At 71.9% G+C, this 16,701-nt stretch carries 19 protein-coding genes and 1 pseudogene; 12 read left to right on the top strand and 8 right to left on the bottom strand.

The features are described 5' to 3' along the window. Positions 1-17: 17 nt before the first annotated feature. The 9 genes and pseudogenes from EV371_RS34515 to EV371_RS34495 all read left to right on the top strand — a co-directional run. Positions 18-831 (top strand): annotated as a pseudogene (locus EV371_RS34515) (phosphoketolase family protein); the annotation flags it as partial. 109 nt (positions 832-940) lie between these two features. After that, positions 941-1,216, top strand: coding sequence for a hypothetical protein (locus EV371_RS34510; RefSeq protein WP_349340061.1), 276 nt, complete (start codon positions 941-943; stop codon positions 1,214-1,216). Between the two features lie 258 nt (positions 1,217-1,474). Continuing rightward, entirely contained in the window at positions 1,475-3,709 is a 2,235-nt protein-coding gene (pflB, locus tag EV371_RS21445; RefSeq protein WP_130463632.1) for a formate C-acetyltransferase, read from the top strand. Further along, the gene (gene pflA, locus EV371_RS21440) at positions 3,706-4,452 is read left to right on the top strand and encodes a pyruvate formate-lyase-activating protein (protein ID WP_130463631.1); all 747 of its coding nucleotides are present in this window, start codon (positions 3,706-3,708) and stop codon (positions 4,450-4,452) included. Before pflB ends, pflA begins: the two co-directional genes overlap by 4 nt. Positions 4,453-4,744: 292 nt before the next feature. After that, complete coding sequence (locus tag EV371_RS21435) at positions 4,745-5,740, top strand: Acg family FMN-binding oxidoreductase (protein ID WP_486484956.1); 996 nt, start codon at positions 4,745-4,747, stop codon at positions 5,738-5,740. Positions 5,741-5,744: 4 nt separating this feature from the next. Continuing rightward, positions 5,745-8,300 carry a cation-translocating P-type ATPase gene (locus tag EV371_RS21430; protein ID WP_130463629.1) on the top strand — a complete coding sequence of 852 codons (2,556 nt, stop codon included), beginning with the start codon at positions 5,745-5,747 and terminating at the stop codon, positions 8,298-8,300. After that, positions 8,282-8,527 carry an ATP-binding cassette domain-containing protein gene (locus tag EV371_RS34505; RefSeq protein WP_486484734.1) on the top strand — a complete coding sequence of 82 codons (246 nt, stop codon included), beginning with the start codon at positions 8,282-8,284 and terminating at the stop codon, positions 8,525-8,527. Before EV371_RS21430 ends, EV371_RS34505 begins: the two co-directional genes overlap by 19 nt. Beyond that, positions 8,442-8,648, top strand: a complete 207-nt coding sequence (locus tag EV371_RS34500; protein ID WP_486485005.1) for a hypothetical protein — start codon at positions 8,442-8,444, stop codon at positions 8,646-8,648. The genes EV371_RS34505 and EV371_RS34500 overlap by 86 nt, the downstream gene beginning before the upstream one ends. After that, entirely contained in the window at positions 8,641-9,201 is a 561-nt protein-coding gene (locus tag EV371_RS34495) for an ABC transporter ATP-binding protein (RefSeq protein ID WP_486484733.1), read from the top strand. Before EV371_RS34500 ends, EV371_RS34495 begins: the two co-directional genes overlap by 8 nt. On the opposite strand, the gene EV371_RS21420 is transcribed toward EV371_RS34495, so the two are convergent. The 5 genes from EV371_RS21420 to EV371_RS21400 form a co-directional block, all read right to left on the bottom strand. After that, positions 9,198-9,530 (bottom strand): cyclic nucleotide-binding domain-containing protein, encoded by a 333-nt coding sequence (locus tag EV371_RS21420; RefSeq protein WP_130463628.1) that lies wholly within the window; start codon positions 9,528-9,530, stop codon positions 9,198-9,200. The genes EV371_RS34495 and EV371_RS21420 overlap by 4 nt on opposite strands. 91 nt (positions 9,531-9,621) lie before the next feature. Beyond that, positions 9,622-10,050: an Hsp20 family protein gene (locus EV371_RS21415; protein WP_130463627.1), complete on the bottom strand. Its 429-nt coding sequence runs from the start codon at positions 10,048-10,050 to the stop codon at positions 9,622-9,624. A gap of 84 nt (positions 10,051-10,134) precedes the next feature. Then, on the bottom strand, positions 10,135-11,145 hold the full coding sequence (gap, locus tag EV371_RS21410; RefSeq protein ID WP_130463626.1) for a type I glyceraldehyde-3-phosphate dehydrogenase: 1,011 nt from the start codon (positions 11,143-11,145) through the stop codon (positions 10,135-10,137). Further along, a complete protein-coding gene (locus tag EV371_RS21405; protein ID WP_130466105.1) occupies positions 11,142-11,435 on the bottom strand; it encodes a dsRBD fold-containing protein in 294 nt (97 codons plus the stop codon). The genes gap and EV371_RS21405 overlap by 4 nt, the downstream gene beginning before the upstream one ends. 235 nt (positions 11,436-11,670) lie before the next feature. Next, the gene (locus tag EV371_RS21400; protein ID WP_130463625.1) at positions 11,671-11,889 is read right to left on the bottom strand and encodes a hypothetical protein; all 219 of its coding nucleotides are present in this window, start codon (positions 11,887-11,889) and stop codon (positions 11,671-11,673) included. A 307-nt stretch (positions 11,890-12,196) separates the two neighbouring features. On the opposite strand from EV371_RS21400, the gene EV371_RS21395 reads away from it, so the two are divergent. The 3 genes from EV371_RS21395 to EV371_RS21385 all read left to right on the top strand — a co-directional run bounded on the left by EV371_RS21395 (position 12,197) and on the right by EV371_RS21385 (position 14,072). Continuing rightward, positions 12,197-12,658, top strand: a complete 462-nt coding sequence (locus EV371_RS21395) for a universal stress protein (protein ID WP_165436784.1) — start codon at positions 12,197-12,199, stop codon at positions 12,656-12,658. 167 nt (positions 12,659-12,825) lie between these two features. Further along, positions 12,826-13,095, top strand: coding sequence for a DUF1876 domain-containing protein (locus EV371_RS21390; RefSeq protein WP_130463623.1), 270 nt, complete (start codon positions 12,826-12,828; stop codon positions 13,093-13,095). 2 nt (positions 13,096-13,097) lie between these two features. Beyond that, positions 13,098-14,072 carry an Acg family FMN-binding oxidoreductase gene (locus EV371_RS21385; protein WP_130463622.1) on the top strand — a complete coding sequence of 325 codons (975 nt, stop codon included), beginning with the start codon at positions 13,098-13,100 and terminating at the stop codon, positions 14,070-14,072. A 50-nt stretch (positions 14,073-14,122) separates the two neighbouring features. On the opposite strand, the gene EV371_RS21380 is transcribed toward EV371_RS21385, so the two are convergent. From EV371_RS21380 to EV371_RS21370, 3 genes are all read right to left on the bottom strand, one after another. After that, positions 14,123-14,383, bottom strand: a complete 261-nt coding sequence (locus EV371_RS21380) for an SHOCT domain-containing protein (RefSeq protein WP_486484732.1) — start codon at positions 14,381-14,383, stop codon at positions 14,123-14,125. After that, complete coding sequence (locus EV371_RS21375) at positions 14,383-14,862, bottom strand: flavodoxin domain-containing protein (protein WP_207230565.1); 480 nt, start codon at positions 14,860-14,862, stop codon at positions 14,383-14,385. Before EV371_RS21375 ends, EV371_RS21380 begins: the two co-directional genes overlap by 1 nt. Before the next feature lie 404 nt (positions 14,863-15,266). After that, entirely contained in the window at positions 15,267-16,307 is a 1,041-nt protein-coding gene (locus EV371_RS21370; RefSeq protein WP_130463621.1) for a zinc-dependent alcohol dehydrogenase family protein, read from the bottom strand. Positions 16,308-16,701 lie beyond the last annotated feature (394 nt).

The following is a 16,701-nucleotide window of genomic DNA, read 5'->3' as shown; positions in this document are numbered from 1 at the left end:
CACTCATGGAGACGACCCTGGAGACGACGACGGCGCCGTTGAGCGAGGCGGAGCTGGCGCGACTGGAGCGTACTGGCGGGCGGCGAACTACCTCACCGTCGGCCAGATCTACCTGTTGGACAACCCGCTGCTGCGTGAACCCCTGCGGCGCGAGCACATCAAGCCGCGCCTGCTCGGGCACTGGGGCACCAGCCCGGGGCTCAGCCTGCTCTACGCCCACCTGAACCGGGTGATCGTGGCCCGGGACCTGAACGCCATCTACGTCACCGGCCCGGGACACGGCGGTCCCGCGATCGTGGCGAACACCTGGCTGGAGGGCACCTACAGGCCCTGGACGACATCGCGGCGATCCAGCGGCACGCCCGCACCACCGGCGAGATGACCCGACCGCGCTGGCCGATGATCGTCCTGCGTACCCCGAAGGGCTTGACCGGGCCCGCGACGGTCGACGGGCAGCAGGTCGAGGGGACCTTCCGGGCACACCAGGTGCCGATCTCGCAGGTCCGGGACAACCCGGAGCACCTGCGGCAACTGGAGGAGTGGCTGCGTTCGTACCGGCCGGAGGAACTCTTCGACGCCACCGGCGCCCCGGTCCCGGACCTGGTCGCCCTGCCGCCGACCGGCGAGCGGCGGATGAGCGCCAACCCGCACGCCAACGGCGGCGTCCTCCTGCGTGACCTGGTGCTGCCGGACTTCCGTGACTACGCGGTACCCGTCGACCGGCCGGGCGGGTCGACGGCGGAGGCCGCCCGGGTGCTCGGCAGCTGGGTCCGGGACGTGATCCGGGCGAATCCGGACCGGTTCCGGTTGTTCGGCCCGGACGAGGTCGCTGGACCGATCCCGGTACGGTCTCGACTCTCTGACCTTGGCGGGGTGTGTCGCCCGGCCCGGACGATCGTGCGATCGTCCGGGCCGGCGCGGTCCGATCGGCGGTATCAACGTGCACGGCGCGATCCGACCCGGCCAGGTCGGGTACGCCCGCCGGAAGGTCACCGCGGCGTTGCGGCACGTGCCGCGGCCGGTGCTCTTCGTCCGGATGAGTCTGAACCGATCCGCCGCCTGTGGCGTCGACCGGCCGTACGGCGTCGCCATCCACGCCAGCCTGCCGTGCGTGGACCTGCACGCGGCAGCCGACGCGGCCACCTTCACCGAAGCGGTCGCACTGGCGCAACGGCGCCTGGAGACCCAACTCCAACGGGCGGACCGGCGGGGTTGATTCCGGACCGAGCCGGGAGGCGACGCGCGCCCGCCAGGCACCACCCGGCCGAGATGGCACCGCAGACCGAGCATCCAGGGTGGCCGATCGGGCCACCGGTCCTGTCCCGACGGGACCTGTGGCCCTGCTCGGCCAGGAATCGAGGACGGAGGCTGGAGGTGACCGGATCGACGGAGGACCGCGATGGCACGGCGGAGCAACGCCCATCCCGCACCGGTCCGCGGTCTGACGCCGCATCCGAAGCGCTTGGAGGAAGTGATGACCACGCTCGACGCCTGGCGCGGATTCGTGGGCGATGACTGGCGGCACCGGATCGAGGTGGCCGCGTTCATCCGGCAGAACTACACCCCGTACGAGGGCGACGGCGCCTTCCTGGTCGGCCCCACGCCACGGACCACCGCGCTGTGGGACGGGCTCGGGCCGCTCCTCGCCGAGGAGCGACACCGTCGCGTGTACGACGTCGACGTCGGCACCCCGTCGACGATCACCTCGCACGGGCCAGGCTATCTCGACCGGGAGCGGGAGCTGATCGTCGGGTTGCAGACCGACGGACCACTGCGCCGGGCGATCCTGCCCAACGGCGGGATCCGGATGGTCCAGACGGCGCTGGCCGCGTACGGCTACACCCTCGATCCGCGGGTCTGGGAGACGTTCACCCGGCACCGCAAGACCCACAACGACGGCGTCTTCGACGCCTACCCGGACGCTGTCCGCAGGGCCCGCCGCTCGCATGTCATCACCGGGCTGCCCGACTCGTACGGCCGCGGTCGGATCATCGGCGACTACCGCCGGATTCCGCTCTACGGCGTGGACCAGCTCATCGCCAGTCGGCTCGCCGACCGGGTCCGTCTGGACGCGTTCCGCTCCTCGGCCGAGGTCATCCGGGACCGCGAGGAAGTGGCGGAACAGGTCCGGGCACTGGATGATCTCAAACGGATGGCGGCCGGCTACGGCTACGACATCTCCGGTCCGGCCAGCACCGGTCGGGAGGCGATCCAGTGGCTGTACTTCGGCTACCTGGCAGCGACGAAGGAGCAGAACGGCGCGGCGATGTCGCTCGGCCGCACCGCCACTTTCCTCGACATCTACCTCCAGCGGGACATCGCCGAAGGGCGGCTGACCGAGCAGGAGGCGCAGGAACTCGTCGACGATCTGGTGATCAAGCTGCGGCTGATCCGCTTCCTGCGTACGCCCGAGTACGACCAGCTCTTCTCCGGCGACCCGACCTGGGTCACCGAGGCGCTCGGCGGGATGGGACGGGACGGGCGGACCCTGGTGACCCGGACGGCGTTCCGGTTCCTGCAGACCCTTTACAACCTCGGTCCGGCACCGGAGCCCAACCTCACGGTGCTCTGGTCGCCGGCGTTGCCTGACGGGTTCAAGCGGTTCTGCGCCCAGGTGTCGTTGGACACCAGCGCGGTGCAGTACGAGAACGACGAACTGCTGCGTCCCGGGTTCGGCGACGACGCCGCGATCGCCTGCTGCGTCTCCGGGATGCGGGTCGGCAAGGACATGCAGTTCTTCGGCGCCCGCGCCAACCTGGCCAAGGCGCTGCTGTACGCGATCAACGGCGGCCGGGACGAGATCAGTGGAGCGCAGGTGGCCCCGCCGACCGCGCCGGTCGGCGGGGAGATCCTCGACTACGACGAGGTGGTGGCGGCGTTCGAGCGGACCCTGGACTGGCTCGTCGCCACCTACGTCGACGCGCTCAACGTCATCCACTACATGCACGACAAGTACGCCTACGAGCGGCTGCAGATGGCCCTGCACGACTATCCGGTGCACCGGTTCCTCGCCACCGGCATCGCCGGGCTGTCCGTCGCGGTCGACAGCCTCTCCGCCATCAGGTACGCCCGGGTTAAGGTGCTGCGCGACGAGACCGGGCTCGCGGTCGACTACGCCGTCGACGGGGACTTCCCGTGCTACGGCAATCACGACGACCGGGTCGACGCCATCGCGGTCTGGCTCGTCGAGGCGTTCATGGACCGGCTGCGCCGGCAGCCGACGTACCGCAGTGCCGAGCCGACGTTGTCGGTGCTCACCATCACCTCCAACGTCGTCTACGGCAAGCACACCGGCAACACTCCGGACGGACGGCGCGCGGGCGAGCCGTTCGCACCCGGCGCCAACCCCGGCAACGGCCGGGACCGGCACGGCCTGGTCGCCTCCGCGCTGTCGGTGGCGAAGCTGCCCTACGCCAGCGCTCGGGACGGAATCTCGCTGACCAGCACCATCACCCCCGGCGGGCTCGGCCGCACCCGTGCCGAACAGATCACCAACCTGATCGGCGTGCTGGACGGGTACGCCGATGCCGGCGGCTACCACATGAACGTCAACGTGCTCGACCGGGCCACCCTCGAAGACGCCATGGCCCACCCCGAGCGCTACCCCCAGTTGACCATCCGGGTCTCCGGCTACGCGGTCAACTTCGTCCGGCTCACCCCCGAGCAGCAGCGCGACGTCATCTCCCGCACCTTCCATGGATCGCTGTGAAGACCGCCGTTCGCCGGGTAGCCGGGGCCGTCCACTCCTGGGACGTCTCGACCGGAGTCGACGGTCCCGGCACCAGGTTCGTGGTGTTCCTGGCGGGCTGCCCGCTGCGCTGCCTCTACTGCCAGAATCCGGACACCTGGCGGATCCGGCCGGGGCAGCGTATCGGTCTCGACGAACTCTGGACTCTGGTGTCGCGGTTCGCGCGGTTCATCCGGGTAGCCGGCGGCGGCCTCACCGTCAGCGGCGGCGAGCCCTTGCTCCAGCCGGCGTTCACCGCGGCGCTGTTGACCCGTGCCCGGGAGGCGGGCCTGCACACCGCGTTGGACACCTCCGGCGTGCTCGGCGACCGGGCCACCGACGTGCTGCTGGACGCCACCAGCCTGGTCCTCCTCGACATCAAGTCCGGCGACCCGCAGACGTACCGCAGGGTGACCGGCGGCGAGTTGGACCCGACCCTGCGGTTCGCCCGCCGGCTCGCCACCCGTGGCAATCGGATGTGGATCCGATTCGTGCTGGTGCCCGGCCTGACCGACGCGCCGGCCAACGTCGACGCGGTGGCTCGGCACGCCGCCGCGCTCTCCACGGTGGAGCGGATCGAGGTGCTGCCGTTCCACCGGCTCGGCGCGGCCAAGTACGCCGCCCTGGGGCTGAGGTTTCCGCTCGCGGCGACTTCTCCGCCGTCGCCGGAGCTGCTGGAGCGGGTACGCGACCAGTTCCGCGCACATGGCCTGACCACCCTCTGACCACACGCTCTCCGAGCCCGCGACCGGCAGGGCACAACCGGCGGGCAGACGGGTCCGAAGGTCCCGGGCCGGATGGCAGTCAGGCCCTGGATCGGACATTCGGCACGGCGGATCGGTGGAGGCACGGGGCTCGCACCGAGCCTCTGTGCCGCGGGACGGTGCCGAGGTCGCTGCGAGCGAAGCGCGACGGGAGGACACCATGCACGGAGTCGGCCGGAAAAGGCGGCGCCCGACGACCGACGACTGGACTGCGGATCCGCAGGGCACGCCGCACGGATCGCTACGTGCGTGTCTGACGGCCGCCGTCGCGGCGCCGTCGGTGCACAACACCCAGCCATGGCGGTTCCGGATCCGCGGCAACACCGTCGATGTCCTCGCGGATCGGCGGCGACGGTTGCCGGTGCTCGACCCGCGGAACCGGGAGCTGCTGATCAGCCTCGGTGCTGCGGTGTTCAACCTACGGGTGGCGATGCTCGCCCGTGGTCGTGTGCCGGTGCTACGCCTACTGGCGGACGCCGGCGAACCGGATCTCGCCGCCCAGGTCACGGTCGGCCCGTCGACCCGCCCACCGGGGACGGCGCTGATGCTGGCCGAGGCGATCTCCCGCCGGCACACCAACCGTCGGCCGATGCGCGACCTGCCCGTCCCCGCTGAGGCGCTCACCGACCTGTCTGCCGCCGCCGAGGCCGAGGGGGCACGGGTGGTCGTCACCGACGCACTCGCCCGCGACGCTGTCCTCGACGTGGTCCGCATCGCCGAAAAGCGACGCCGGCACGACCTGGCGTACCGACGGGAACTGGGCGAGTGGACCGGGTTCCGCCCGAGGCACCGTGACGGCGTACCGTCGGAGGCGTTCGGGCCGCGCGACGCGCTGGAAACGATGCCGATCCGCGACTTCGGCGTCGTACGGTCCGCGCGGCGGCGTGGCCCCGCCCGGTTCGCGCAGGTTCCGACGATCGCCGTCCTCTACACCCGCAGTGACACTCCGGACGAGTGGCTGCGCTGCGGACAGGCGCTGGAGCGGGTGCTGCTGACGAGCACCGTACGCGGCCTGGCGTCGACGATCATGACGCAGCCGGTGGAGGTGCCGGACCTGCGGGTGCTGCTGGAGGATTCCGCCGACGGATACCACGCCCAGGCCGTCCTGCGGTTCGGCTACGGGCCGCCCGGTGCGGCATCCGCCCGGCGGCCGTTGACGGATGTGCTCGTCCGTACCGGGACGGGTCCAAGGTCCCGGACCGACCGGGAGGCCGGCCCTGCCGGGTGGGCGGACCGGCCGGCACGCTGAAGTCATGGCTTCCAGCACGGCACCGGTGGTGGCGCGGGGACTGACGGCCCAGGCGGCTGCCGCCCGGCTTCGCGCCGAGGGACCCAACACGGTGGCGGCGCCGGCCCGACGGCACCTGGTGACCCGGATCGCGCACCAGCTCGGCGACCCGCTCGTCGCGCTGCTGATCGCGGCCGCCGTGGTGACCACGGCCCTGGGCGACCATCCGGACACCGCCGTCATCGCCCTGGTCGTCGTCGTCAACACCGCGATCGGGGTGTTCCAGGAGGTCAGGGCGGACCGGGCGATCGCCGCCCTGGACCGGATGGCCGCGCCGACCGCACGGGTGGAGCGGGACGGCCAGCACCTGATCGTCCCCGCCGCCGAGCTGGTCAGGGACGATCTGGTGCATCTGGAGCCGGGTGACGTCGTCCCGGCCGACCTCCGGCTGCGGGAGGCGTACCGGCTGCAACTCGACGAGGCCGCGCTGACCGGCGAGTCCATACCGGTGACCCGGCAGGCCGACGCGGAGGCGTACGCCGGCACCGTCGTGGTCACCGGGCGCGCCACCGGCGCGGTCGTGCGTACCGGTCCGGCCAGCGCGCTCGGCCGGATTGCCGCCCTCGTCGCGACGACCCGGCCCGCACCCACTCCGCTGCAACGTCGCCTCGCCCGGCTCGGTCGTGTCCTGGGGCTGGCCGCGGTGGCGCTGTCGGCCGCCGTCTTCGCCGTCGGCGTGATCGGCGGGCGATCCGTCGTGGAGATGGCCGTCACTGCGGTCAGCCTGGTCGTCGCCGCGGTGCCCGAGTCGCTGCCCGCCGTGGTCACCCTCGCGTTGGCGCTCGGCGCGCGCCGGATGGCCGCCACCCGGGCGATTCCGCGCCGACTGCATGCGGTGGAGACACTCGGCTCGGTCACCGTCGTCGCCTCGGACAAGACCGGAACCCTCACCGAGGGACGGATGACCGTGCAGCGGGCGCTGACCGCCGACGGCACCGGATACCGGGTACGCGGCACCGGGTACGACCCGGGCGGCGAGTTGCGCGACGACGCGGACGAACCGTCGACACCCGACGCGGGCCTGCGCGACCTGGCCCGGGCAGTCCTGCTGTGCAACGATGCCGCGCTCGCGGCGCCGACCGAAGACCACCCGCGGTGGACGCCGATCGGGGATCCGCTGGAGGCCGCGCTGGTCGCCTTCGCGCAGCGGTGCGGCCTGGAGCCGTCGGCCGAGCGCGAGGCGTGGCCGCGCGTCGCGGAGCTGCCGTTCGAGCAGGCGAGCCGACGGATGGTCACCGTGCACCGCAGGCCCGGTGGCGGGTTCCTGGTGGTGTGCAAGGGGGCGCCGGAGTCGGTGCTGGCCACACCGCTGATCGACGGCGTCACGTCGGAGATGCTGGCCGGCGCGCACCGGCTCGCGGCCGACGGGCTGCGCGTGCTCGCGGTCGCGACCGCGATCCTCGACACGGCACCGGATCCGGAGCGGGTGGCGGGGCTGCGGCCGGTCGGTCTGGTCGCGGTCGGCGACCCGGTCCGGGCATCGGCGCCGGAGATCGCCGCCGCCTTCGCCCGGGCGGGCATCCGGCTCGTACTGATCACCGGCGACCACCCGGTCACGGCCGCCGCCATCGGCGGCCAGCTCGGCATCTGGCGTGGCGGTGACGACGTCGTACGGGGCGACGACGGCGAACTCACCCGGCACGGCGTCGACGGCCAACGGGTCTTCGCCCGGATTCAACCGGAGCAGAAGCTGGACATCATCGCGGCCCTGCAGGCCGGCGGGCACGTGGTGGCGATGACCGGTGACGGGGTCAACGACGCACCGGCGCTGCGCCGGGCCGACATCGGTGTGGCGATGGGCGGCGGCACCGAGGTCGCCCGGCAGGCCGCCGACCTGGTACTCGTCGACGACAACCTCGGCACGGTCGGCGCGGCGGTCGCCGAGGGCCGCCGGATCTACGACAACATCCGACGCTTCCTCCGCTACGCGCTCGCCGGCGGCGTCGCCGAGATCCTCGTGATGCTGACCGGACCGTTCCTGGGGCTCGCCGTACCACTGCTGCCGGCCCAGATTCTCTGGATCAACCTGCTCACCCACGGCGTGCCAGGGGTGGCGCTCGGCGCCGAACCGGCCGAGCCGGGCATCATGCGCCGCCCACCCCGGTCGCCGCACGAGTCGGTGCTCGGTGCCGGGCTGCTGCGCGGGGTGTTGGTGGCCGGCGCGCTGCTGTCCGCCGTCGTGCTCGGCGCGGGCGTGACCGCGCACGCGCTGGACCGGCCCTGGCAGTCGATCGTCTTCGTGGTGTTGGGCCTGGGCCAACTCGGGATCGCACTGGCGGTACGGGCACCACGCCGGCCCGGCGGCCCCGGCAACCGAGCCCTCATCGCGGCGGTGGCGCTGTCGGCGCTGTTGCAGCTCGCCGGGGTGCTGCTGCCGCCGCTGCGCACGCTGCTCGGCACCGGCGCGCTGTCCGCCGTCGACCTGGTGGCCTGCGCCGTGGCGGCGACCGTGCCGGGTCTGGCGATCCGGCTCACCGCCACCGGAGGAAAGGGGAAGGACAGATGGCTGAAGTGGTCATGACCGACGTGACGAAGGTCTTTCCCAGCGCCACCGTCGCCGTCGAGCAGGTGAGTATGACAATCGGCGACGGCGAGTTCATCGTCCTGGTCGGGCCGTCCGGCTGCGGCAAGTCCACACTGCTGCGGATGGTCGCCGGGGCGGATGGTCGCCGGGCTGGAAGACGTGACCTCCGGCAGGATCGAGATCGGCGGCCGGGTGGTCAACGACGTGCCGCCGAAGAACCGTGACATCGCGATGGTGTTCCAGAACTACGCGCTCTACCCGCACATGACCGTGGCCCAGAACCTCGGCTTTAGCCTGCGGCTGCGGGGCGTCCACAAAGTCCGACATCGCACAGCAGGTGGGTGAGACGGCCCGGGTGCTCGGGCTCACCACCCTGCTGGACCGCAAGCCCGCCGCGCTCTCCGGCGGCCAGCGGCAGCGGGTCGCGATGGGCCGCGCGATCATCCGTCGCCCGCAGGTGTTCCTGATGGACGAGCCATTGTCCAATCTGGACGCGAAGCTGCGGGTCGCGATGCGCGGTGAGCTGAACCGGCTGCACCAGCGATACGGCACCACCACGATCTACGTCACGCACGACCAGGTCGAGGCGATGACCCTGGGCAACCGGATCGCCGTGTTGGATCGCGGCAGACTCCAGCAGGTGGGCGCACCGGACGAGCTGTACGCGGCGCCGCGCAACGTCTTCGTGGCCGGCTTCATCGGGTCGCCGGCGATGAACCTGGCTACCTGCCGGGTCGAGGCGACCGCCGAAGGGCTGGCGCTGGTGCTCGGCGAGCAGCGCTGGCCGGTACCCGACAACCAGCTCGCGCTGCGACCCGCCCTGCGCTCGTACGCGGGCCGCGAGATCGTTATCGGGCCGCTGCCCGCCACGCAGACCATCGAGGCTACCGCCGGCTAACCGGCCCGCGATCGGGTGCCCGCGGCCCGGCCTACCGCCACCGCCCCGAACTGCCACCGGTGTGGCGCGAACAGCCAGGACCAGCCCAGCACCTCACCAGCGCCCACGGTCTCGATGGCCACGTCGCCCCGGCCCGGCCTCGGCAGGTCCAGCGCCACCCGCCCCGAACGCAGCAGCCAGAATCGCATCGCCGGCCGCCCGGCCGCGAACAGCCGGTAACCGCGGTTGCGGAAGACCGGGTGCGCGTAGGCGGTCAGCCGGTCGAGCCAGGCCGGGCACAGACCGTCGACGAACGGCTGCCCGACCAGCAGATCACGGGTGCTTGGCATGACTCTCCCTCATCGCCGTACGACGCCGTCGGGCCCGGTACGCCGACCGAGCCCGACTGTTCCTGGCAAGCCCGCCCCGAGCGGCCGGCCTCTACTTCGTGTCCGTTCCGTTGCGGCCCGTCCCGACCGTGATCGGGATGGTCTTGCCGGCGGTCTCGGGCGTGCTGACGAGCACCTTGATCGTCAGGATCCCGTTGGTGTACTCGGCGGTGATGGTGTCCTCCCGGGCACCGGCGGGCAGCGGGACCGTCCGGTAGAACGACCCGTAGTGGAATTCCGAGCGGGCCTTGTCCTTGCGTTCGGTGGAGCGCACCACGTGCAGCCGCAGCTCGCCGTCCGCGCACGTCACGGTGACGTCCTTGGCCGGGTCGGCGCCGGGCAGCTCCGCCCGGACGGTGTACGTGTCGCCCTCCAGGAACTCCTCGATCCGGATGGCCGACGCCAGCAACGGGAACAGGGACAGGTTGTTGACCCACTCCAGCGGGGTGAGCCCGCCACGGGTCTTGATGATCGTCGACATCACGACCTCCTTGTCGTCGTCTCCTCCATCACATCCCTCGGCCTGGCCGCCCGACCAGGGACCAACGGCCCGGCCAGGCCGCCATCAGTCCCGCCCGGCGATCAGCGCGGTCAGGTCGATGAGCCGGTTGACGTAGCCCCACTCGTTGTCGTACCAGCCGAAGACCTTGACCAGCGTCCCGCCCGCCTGGGTGAGCGCGGCGTCGAAGACGCAGGAGGCCGGGTCGCCGACGATGTCGCGGGACACCAGCGGCCGGTCGGCGTAGCGCAGCACCCCGCGCAGCGGACCGTCTGCGGCCGAAGCGAACGCGTCGTTGATCTCCGCCACCGAGGCGGGAGTGGCGAGTTCGCAGGTCAGGTCGCAGATCGAACCGTCCTCCACCGGTACCCGCAGCGCGATGCCGTCGAGCCGTCCGGCGACGCTGGGCAGCACGAGGCCGATCGCCTTCGCGGCCCCGGTGCTGGTGGGGATGATGTTGACGGCGGCTGACCGGGCCCGCCGCAGGTCCTTGTGCGGGGTGTCCAGCACCGCCTGGTCGTTCGTGTACGCGTGCACGGTCGTCAGATAGCCACGGGACAGGCCGAAGGTGTCGTGCAGGACCTTGACCATCGGCGCCGCGCAGTTGGTGGTGCAGGACGCGGCGGAGATGACCTGCTGCGCCGGGTGGTAGGCCGACTCGTTGACACCGAGCACGATCGTCGCGTCCACCCCCTTGCCCGGTGCGGAGATCAGCACCCGCCGCGCGCCGGCCTTGAGATGATTCGCCGCCGCGTCCCGGGTACGCAGCCTGCCCGTCGCCTCGACGACGAGGTCGACCCCGAGCCGGGCCCAGGGCAGCCGCTCCGGCTCCCGTTCCTGGAACGTCGCGATCCGCCGGCCGTCGACGACGATCTCCGTACCGTCGACGGTGACGTCGGCGTCGAGCGGGCCGAACGTCGAGTCGTACGCCAGCAGGTGGGCCAGGGCCGCCGGCTCCCACAGGTCGTTGATCCCGACCACCTCGAAGCCGTCGCCGAAAACCCGCCGGTCCAGCAGTCCGCGCAGGTAGTTGCGGCCGATCCGGCCGAACCCGTTGATCGCGATCCGGTAGTTCATCTCGTACCTCCAGCATCTCCGCGGCGCCGGTACGCGCCCTTCCGCGTGATCCGCCCGATGTCACCGGCCGCCTCCACGAGGACGTGGGCGAGGTCGTCGAGCGCCCGCGAAACGGCGAGTTCGTCGCCGATCTGCGGCACCCTCGGGTCCGCCGGGTGCCGCCACGCCACGCCAGAGCCGACCAACCCGCTGCCGTCCGGCATCCGGAGCCGGGCCTCCGCGCGAGTGCGCCGCTCGTCGTCACGCTCGTCGATGACGATGTCGACAGTCCACCGCTTCGCCCGAGCCATCGTGATCACCTCCGCACCTCCAGCCTGGCCCGACCCGCGCGCGCCTCCCAGGGGCGAAGGTCCCGCAGAGCCATAGCACTCGGCCCTGCCCTAGCGCACCCGGATGCCGTGCCCCAGCAGCGCCCCGTTCGCGGAGCCGCCTGAGGGTGACGCCCGCTGAACGGTGGCGCGGGACCGCCGGCACCCGGGGGGGTATGTGGTCTCCGTACCACCACACCCACCGTCGCGTAGACGGCTACCCGGCACCGGCGGCCCGGCACAGCGGCCCGGCGGCACTGATCCGACGTTCGACGAGGACGTCGACGATGGCGCGGTAGCTGGCGTCCTCGGCACCGCCACGACGTCGATGGTCATGACGTCCCGCACCGTCCATCTCCTCACGGCTCTGCTCCTTCGTGAGCACGCCCGCCGGAAGCCTGCGGGGGTCGCCCACCGCGACGGTTTCCCCCTCCATGGCACGCCGCTCGGGCCGGAGCCGGACCGGCCGAACGACCCGGCCGATACCGGCAATCGACCCTGCAATTCCTCGGCCACGCCGGAATCGGCCGGACCGCTGGGGCCGCGCACGCGATGTCGACAAGTCCCTTGTTCCCGGCGGCGCGGTATGCGGGCGCCGGTCCTGCCCCGGGGACCGACCGCTCCGGCCGGTCTGCGTCGGCTTCCGCCCGGTCCTGCCATAGGTAGAGGGTCACCTACGGGGCTGACCATCGGCCCTACGCCGGATACCTCGTACCTCGTTACGTTGCGGGTAGAGAGCCCGGTTGGAGGAAGTTATGTACGCCCATCCCATAATCGTCGGGTACGACGCATCCGAGGGCGCGAAAGCCGCCTTCCGGTGGGCGCTGGACGAGGCGACCCGCACCGGCACGCAGGTCACACTGCTCTTCGCGTTCGAATGGCCGGCCGTGCCCAGTACGGTCGCGCCGACGGCGACGAGCTGGCCGGATCAGGGCGCGCGGGAGGACGCGCAGAAGATCCTCGACGCCGCGATCCCCGACGCTTTTCAGACCCATCCGCGGGTGCTGGTCACCGGCACCGTCGCGGACGGTCCGGCGGCGGTCCTGCTGCGGGAGCGGTCGCGTGAGGCACGCCTGCTGGTGCTGGGCAGCCGTGGGCACGGCGGATTCACCGGCCTGCTTGTCGGCTCCACCACCGTCGCCGTGTCGGCGCACGCGCACTGCCCGGTCGCCGTGGTCCGGGAACTCCCCTCGACCGCCGACTGATCACGCCCAGCGCGGCCGACGTCCGAGCGACAGGTGCCGACGCTGCCGTTCCGTCCCCTCCATGGAAGTGGTGCCGCCGGAACCCGTGTCAACCGGCCCGGCGGCGCCGAACGCGCGACGCGCGGATCCCGGTCAGACAACCCTGCGAGTAGGTCAAGGAGCCGAACATGACGGCCATCAAGCGTTGGAATGTGGAGATCCTCATCGGTGAGGTCGACGACCGGACGTACGCGGAGGCGCAGCTCTACGACGAGATCCGGGACGACCTGGTCGGCGCCGGCCAGGCGTGGCTGCGTCCCGACGAGCCGCACCGTACCGAGATCGGGAATGAGATCGCGGTGGCTCGCGCGCTGTCGGACCTGGGACACCGACTGCTGGTCACCGCCTCCGGTGACCTGGAGGAGACCATCCACCGACCCGTCAGCCTGGATCACTGATCATGGCCGCCAGTGCCCGGCCGATTCCCCGGCTGTCGCCGCACACCGTGGCGAACTGTCTGCGCGCCGCCGTCGCCGCACCGTCGGTACACAACACCCAACCCTGGCTCTTCCGGGTCCGGGGACGGCAGGTCGAGGTGTGGGTGGACCGGGATCGCCAGCTCGGCACAGTGGACCCGTCCGGCCGACAGATGTTCATCAGCGTCGGGGCCGCGATCCTCAATCTCAGGATCGCGATGTGCGTCGACGGCCGGATGCCGGTCCTGCGCCTGCTGCCGGACGCGACGCGCCCGGAACTCGCCGCCGTGGTCCAGGCCGGCCCCGTCACGGCACCGGGCCCGGTGGCCACCGTGCTGGCGGCGGCGATCGCCCGCCGGCACACCAACCGGCGCCCGTACCGCGCCGAGGCGGTCCCGTGGCCGGTGCTGAACGCACTCTCCGGCGCCGCGGCGGCGGAGGGCGCCCGGCTGACCGTCGCCGAACCCATCCCGCGTGACGCGATCCTCGCGCTGACCCGGAACGCTGACGAGATCCTCCGACGGAACGCCGGGTACCTCGCCGAGCTCGCCGCCTGGACCGAAGGCGGTCCCGGTCGTCAGGACGGAATCCCGGCGTACGCGTATCCGCCGGATGATGCCGCCGGCCGCCTGCCGCTGCGCCGTTTCGGCCCGGCCCGGGAGGCCGCCACGTTCGAGCGTCGCCCCACGATCATCCGGCTGACCACCCGGGGCGACGCCCCGTACGACTGGCTGCGGGCCGGGCAGGCGCTGCAGCGGGTACTGCTGACCGCGACCGTGCGGCGGTTGGCCGCGTCCCCGGTCAACCAGGCGCTGGAGGTGCCCGAGCTGCGCGCACTCGTCGGTGGTGGTCACGGGCACACCCAGATGATCCTGCGCATCGGATACGGCGATCCGGTTCCCGAGACCCCCCGCCGCACGCTGTCCGAGATCCTCGATCCCGGGTACACCCTCGCCTGACCAGGAAGCCGGCGGGATGCGGGGCAGGGCCGGCACTGCCTGCGGCAGGGTCAGTTGCCGTCGAGAGTCCCGAGCCGCCGCTGGTACTCGTCGTCGTCGATCTCGCCCCGGGCGTAGCGCTCGGCAAGCAGCCGCCGGGCCGTGAAGGTCGCTAGGTGCGGCCGGCTCCCACTCGCCGGCTCGGCGCGGTGCAGCCACCGGTACAGCAGGACGCCGGCACCGGCCAGCACCACCCAGAAGAGCAGCATGTTGAGCACCATGGCGGCGTATCCCCAGCCGCCCGTCCCGTGGTCGTACCAGTACATGGTCATCACTTCCCTCGTAAGGTTTCGGCGATGCCGCCCGCCCAGGCGTCAATCGCCGCCCAGTCCCGGAAGTCACCACGTGGAGCCCTCACCACGGCTGTGACGGCCCGCTCGGCGAAGCCGAGGCGGTGTCGGTCCAGCTTCCCCGCGAACACGACGTGCTCGCGGGCGCCGATCGCGGTGACGAACTCGGCCGCCTCAGCCGGATCCTCGTCCGACCTGGGCGGGTCGCCGACCGGGCCGCTGGAGAAGAGCCATACCGGCACCCCGGCCAGCGCGGCACCGTGCCTGACGACGAGGTCTCGCGCTGGCCCCAGCCAGCAGCCGGCGTACACCGCGCTGCCCAGCACGACGGCGTCGTAGCCGTCCACCGTCGTCACCTGGCCGGCGGCCCGTACGTCCACGGTGGCCGACGGCAGCGCGGCGCGGATCGCGATTCCGATTCGTTCGGCGACCTCGGCGGTGGCGCCGTGCCTGCTAGCCACGGCGACCAGCGCGCGAACCGGCGCGTCCCTCCGTACCGGCCCGCTCGGGGCCGCCTCGACGGCAGGTACCGGCCGGGGCGGCGCGAGGCCTGCCACGGAGGCGGTCGGGGCGCCCGGCGACGGGCCGCGATCTCCCGACGGAGACGCGTGAAGCGCGGAGGTTTCCGGGTCAGGGATTGCCATCGGACGGAGTTCCGGGGTGGTCTGCGGGGCATTCATCTGCGCCTCCGGAGATGTCGGCCTTCACCGACCAGCCTGCGTCATACCGGATCGCGCCCCCAGAGCCGCCCGGCCTACCGCGGCAGGTCCAACGACGTCCGTCCGGCGGGCCGTTGGACCTGTCCGAGTACACACCATCAGCCGGCCGTCAGCGGCCGGCTGATGGTGAACGGGCTAGCGCCGGATCAGGCGTGGGACAGGACGACCTTCAGCGCGCCGGTTTCGGCCGGTCTGGTGAAGGCGTCGTACGCCGCGATGAAGTCGTCGAGCGCGAACCGGTGCGTGATCATGTGCCCCACGTCGAGTTGACCCGCGCTCAGCATCGTGAGCAGGTCCGGCGTCGAGTAGGTGTCCACCAGGCCGGTCGTGATCGTGACGTTCCTGCTCCACAGCTCTTCCAGGTGCAGCGTGGCCGGCTTGCCGTGCACGCCGATGTTCGCCACCCGGCCGCCAGGGCGGACCAGCGTGGTGCAGGTTTCGAACGCCTGCGGCGTGCCGACCGCCTCCATCACCACGTCCGCGCCGAGCCCGCCGGTGAGCGCGTGGACGGTCTCCCGGGGATCCTCGCCGGCGTCGACAGTGACGTCGGCGCCGAACTGCTTGGCCGCCTGCAACCGGCTCTGGGCCTTGTCGACCGCGACGATGTGCGCCGGGGAGTACAGCCGGGCGGTCAGGATCGCGGCGAGCCCGATCGGCCCGGCTCCGACCACCACGACGGTGTCGCCCGGTCGGACCTGACCGTTGAGCACACCCACCTCGTAGGAGGTTGGCAGGATGTCGGCCAGCATGACGGCGGCCTCGTCGTTGACGTCTGCCGGTAGTCGGTAGGTGGACAGGTCGGCGAAGGGCAGTCGGGCGTACTGTGCCTGTACGCCGTCGACGTGGTGGCCGAGGATCCATCCGCCGCCGCCCAGGCACTGCCCGTACCGGCCGGAGCGGCAGTAGCGGCACACGCCGCACGCCGAGATGCAGGAGGCGAGGACGCGGTCGCCCCGGCTCAGGCCCGTGATCCCGGCGCCCACCTCGACGACGGTGCCGACGGCCTCGTGCCCGAGGATCCGCCCGGGCTGGACCTCTGGTACGTCGCCGGCCAGGATGTGCAGATCCGTGCCGCAGATCGTCACGGTGTCCACCTCGATGATCGCGTCCCTTGGGTCCGTGATCGTGGGGTCGCGGACATCCGCCCAGGACTTGCGGCCCGGCCCGTCATACACTAGTGCTTTCATCGGTGCCTCCATTTCTCCTGCCCCCAACCTGCTCTCTGGCCGGGCTTACCCGGCAGGGCCGGCCCGCCTCGGGAGGCGGGACCAACGTCCTGCCCCCGTCGAGCGGGGTTCGGGGACCGTTGCCTGCTACAGCCAGTCGCGGCGCTCATCGGTGAGGTAGAGGACGCTGCACCGCAGCGATATCGGGTAGCCGGTGACCCCACCCGAGTTCGGGAATGTTCGTTGCCTCGGAGGAGAATTGGAGACACCTGGTCACGTTTGCCGACACCGCTCCGGGTGGTAATGGCCCCGCAGGGTATGGCCAGGCACGCTGATACAGCGCTGGCCTGGCAGGGACTCGCATACGGGACAACGTGGAACTCCGGTCTCTTGGGGGCACGGATGTCCCTGTTCC

The sequence above is a fragment of the Plantactinospora sp. CNZ321 genome (genome assembly GCF_004217235.1).
Note: the sequence above shows the minus strand (reverse complement) of the source record. Positions and strands in the feature narration are given on the sequence as shown.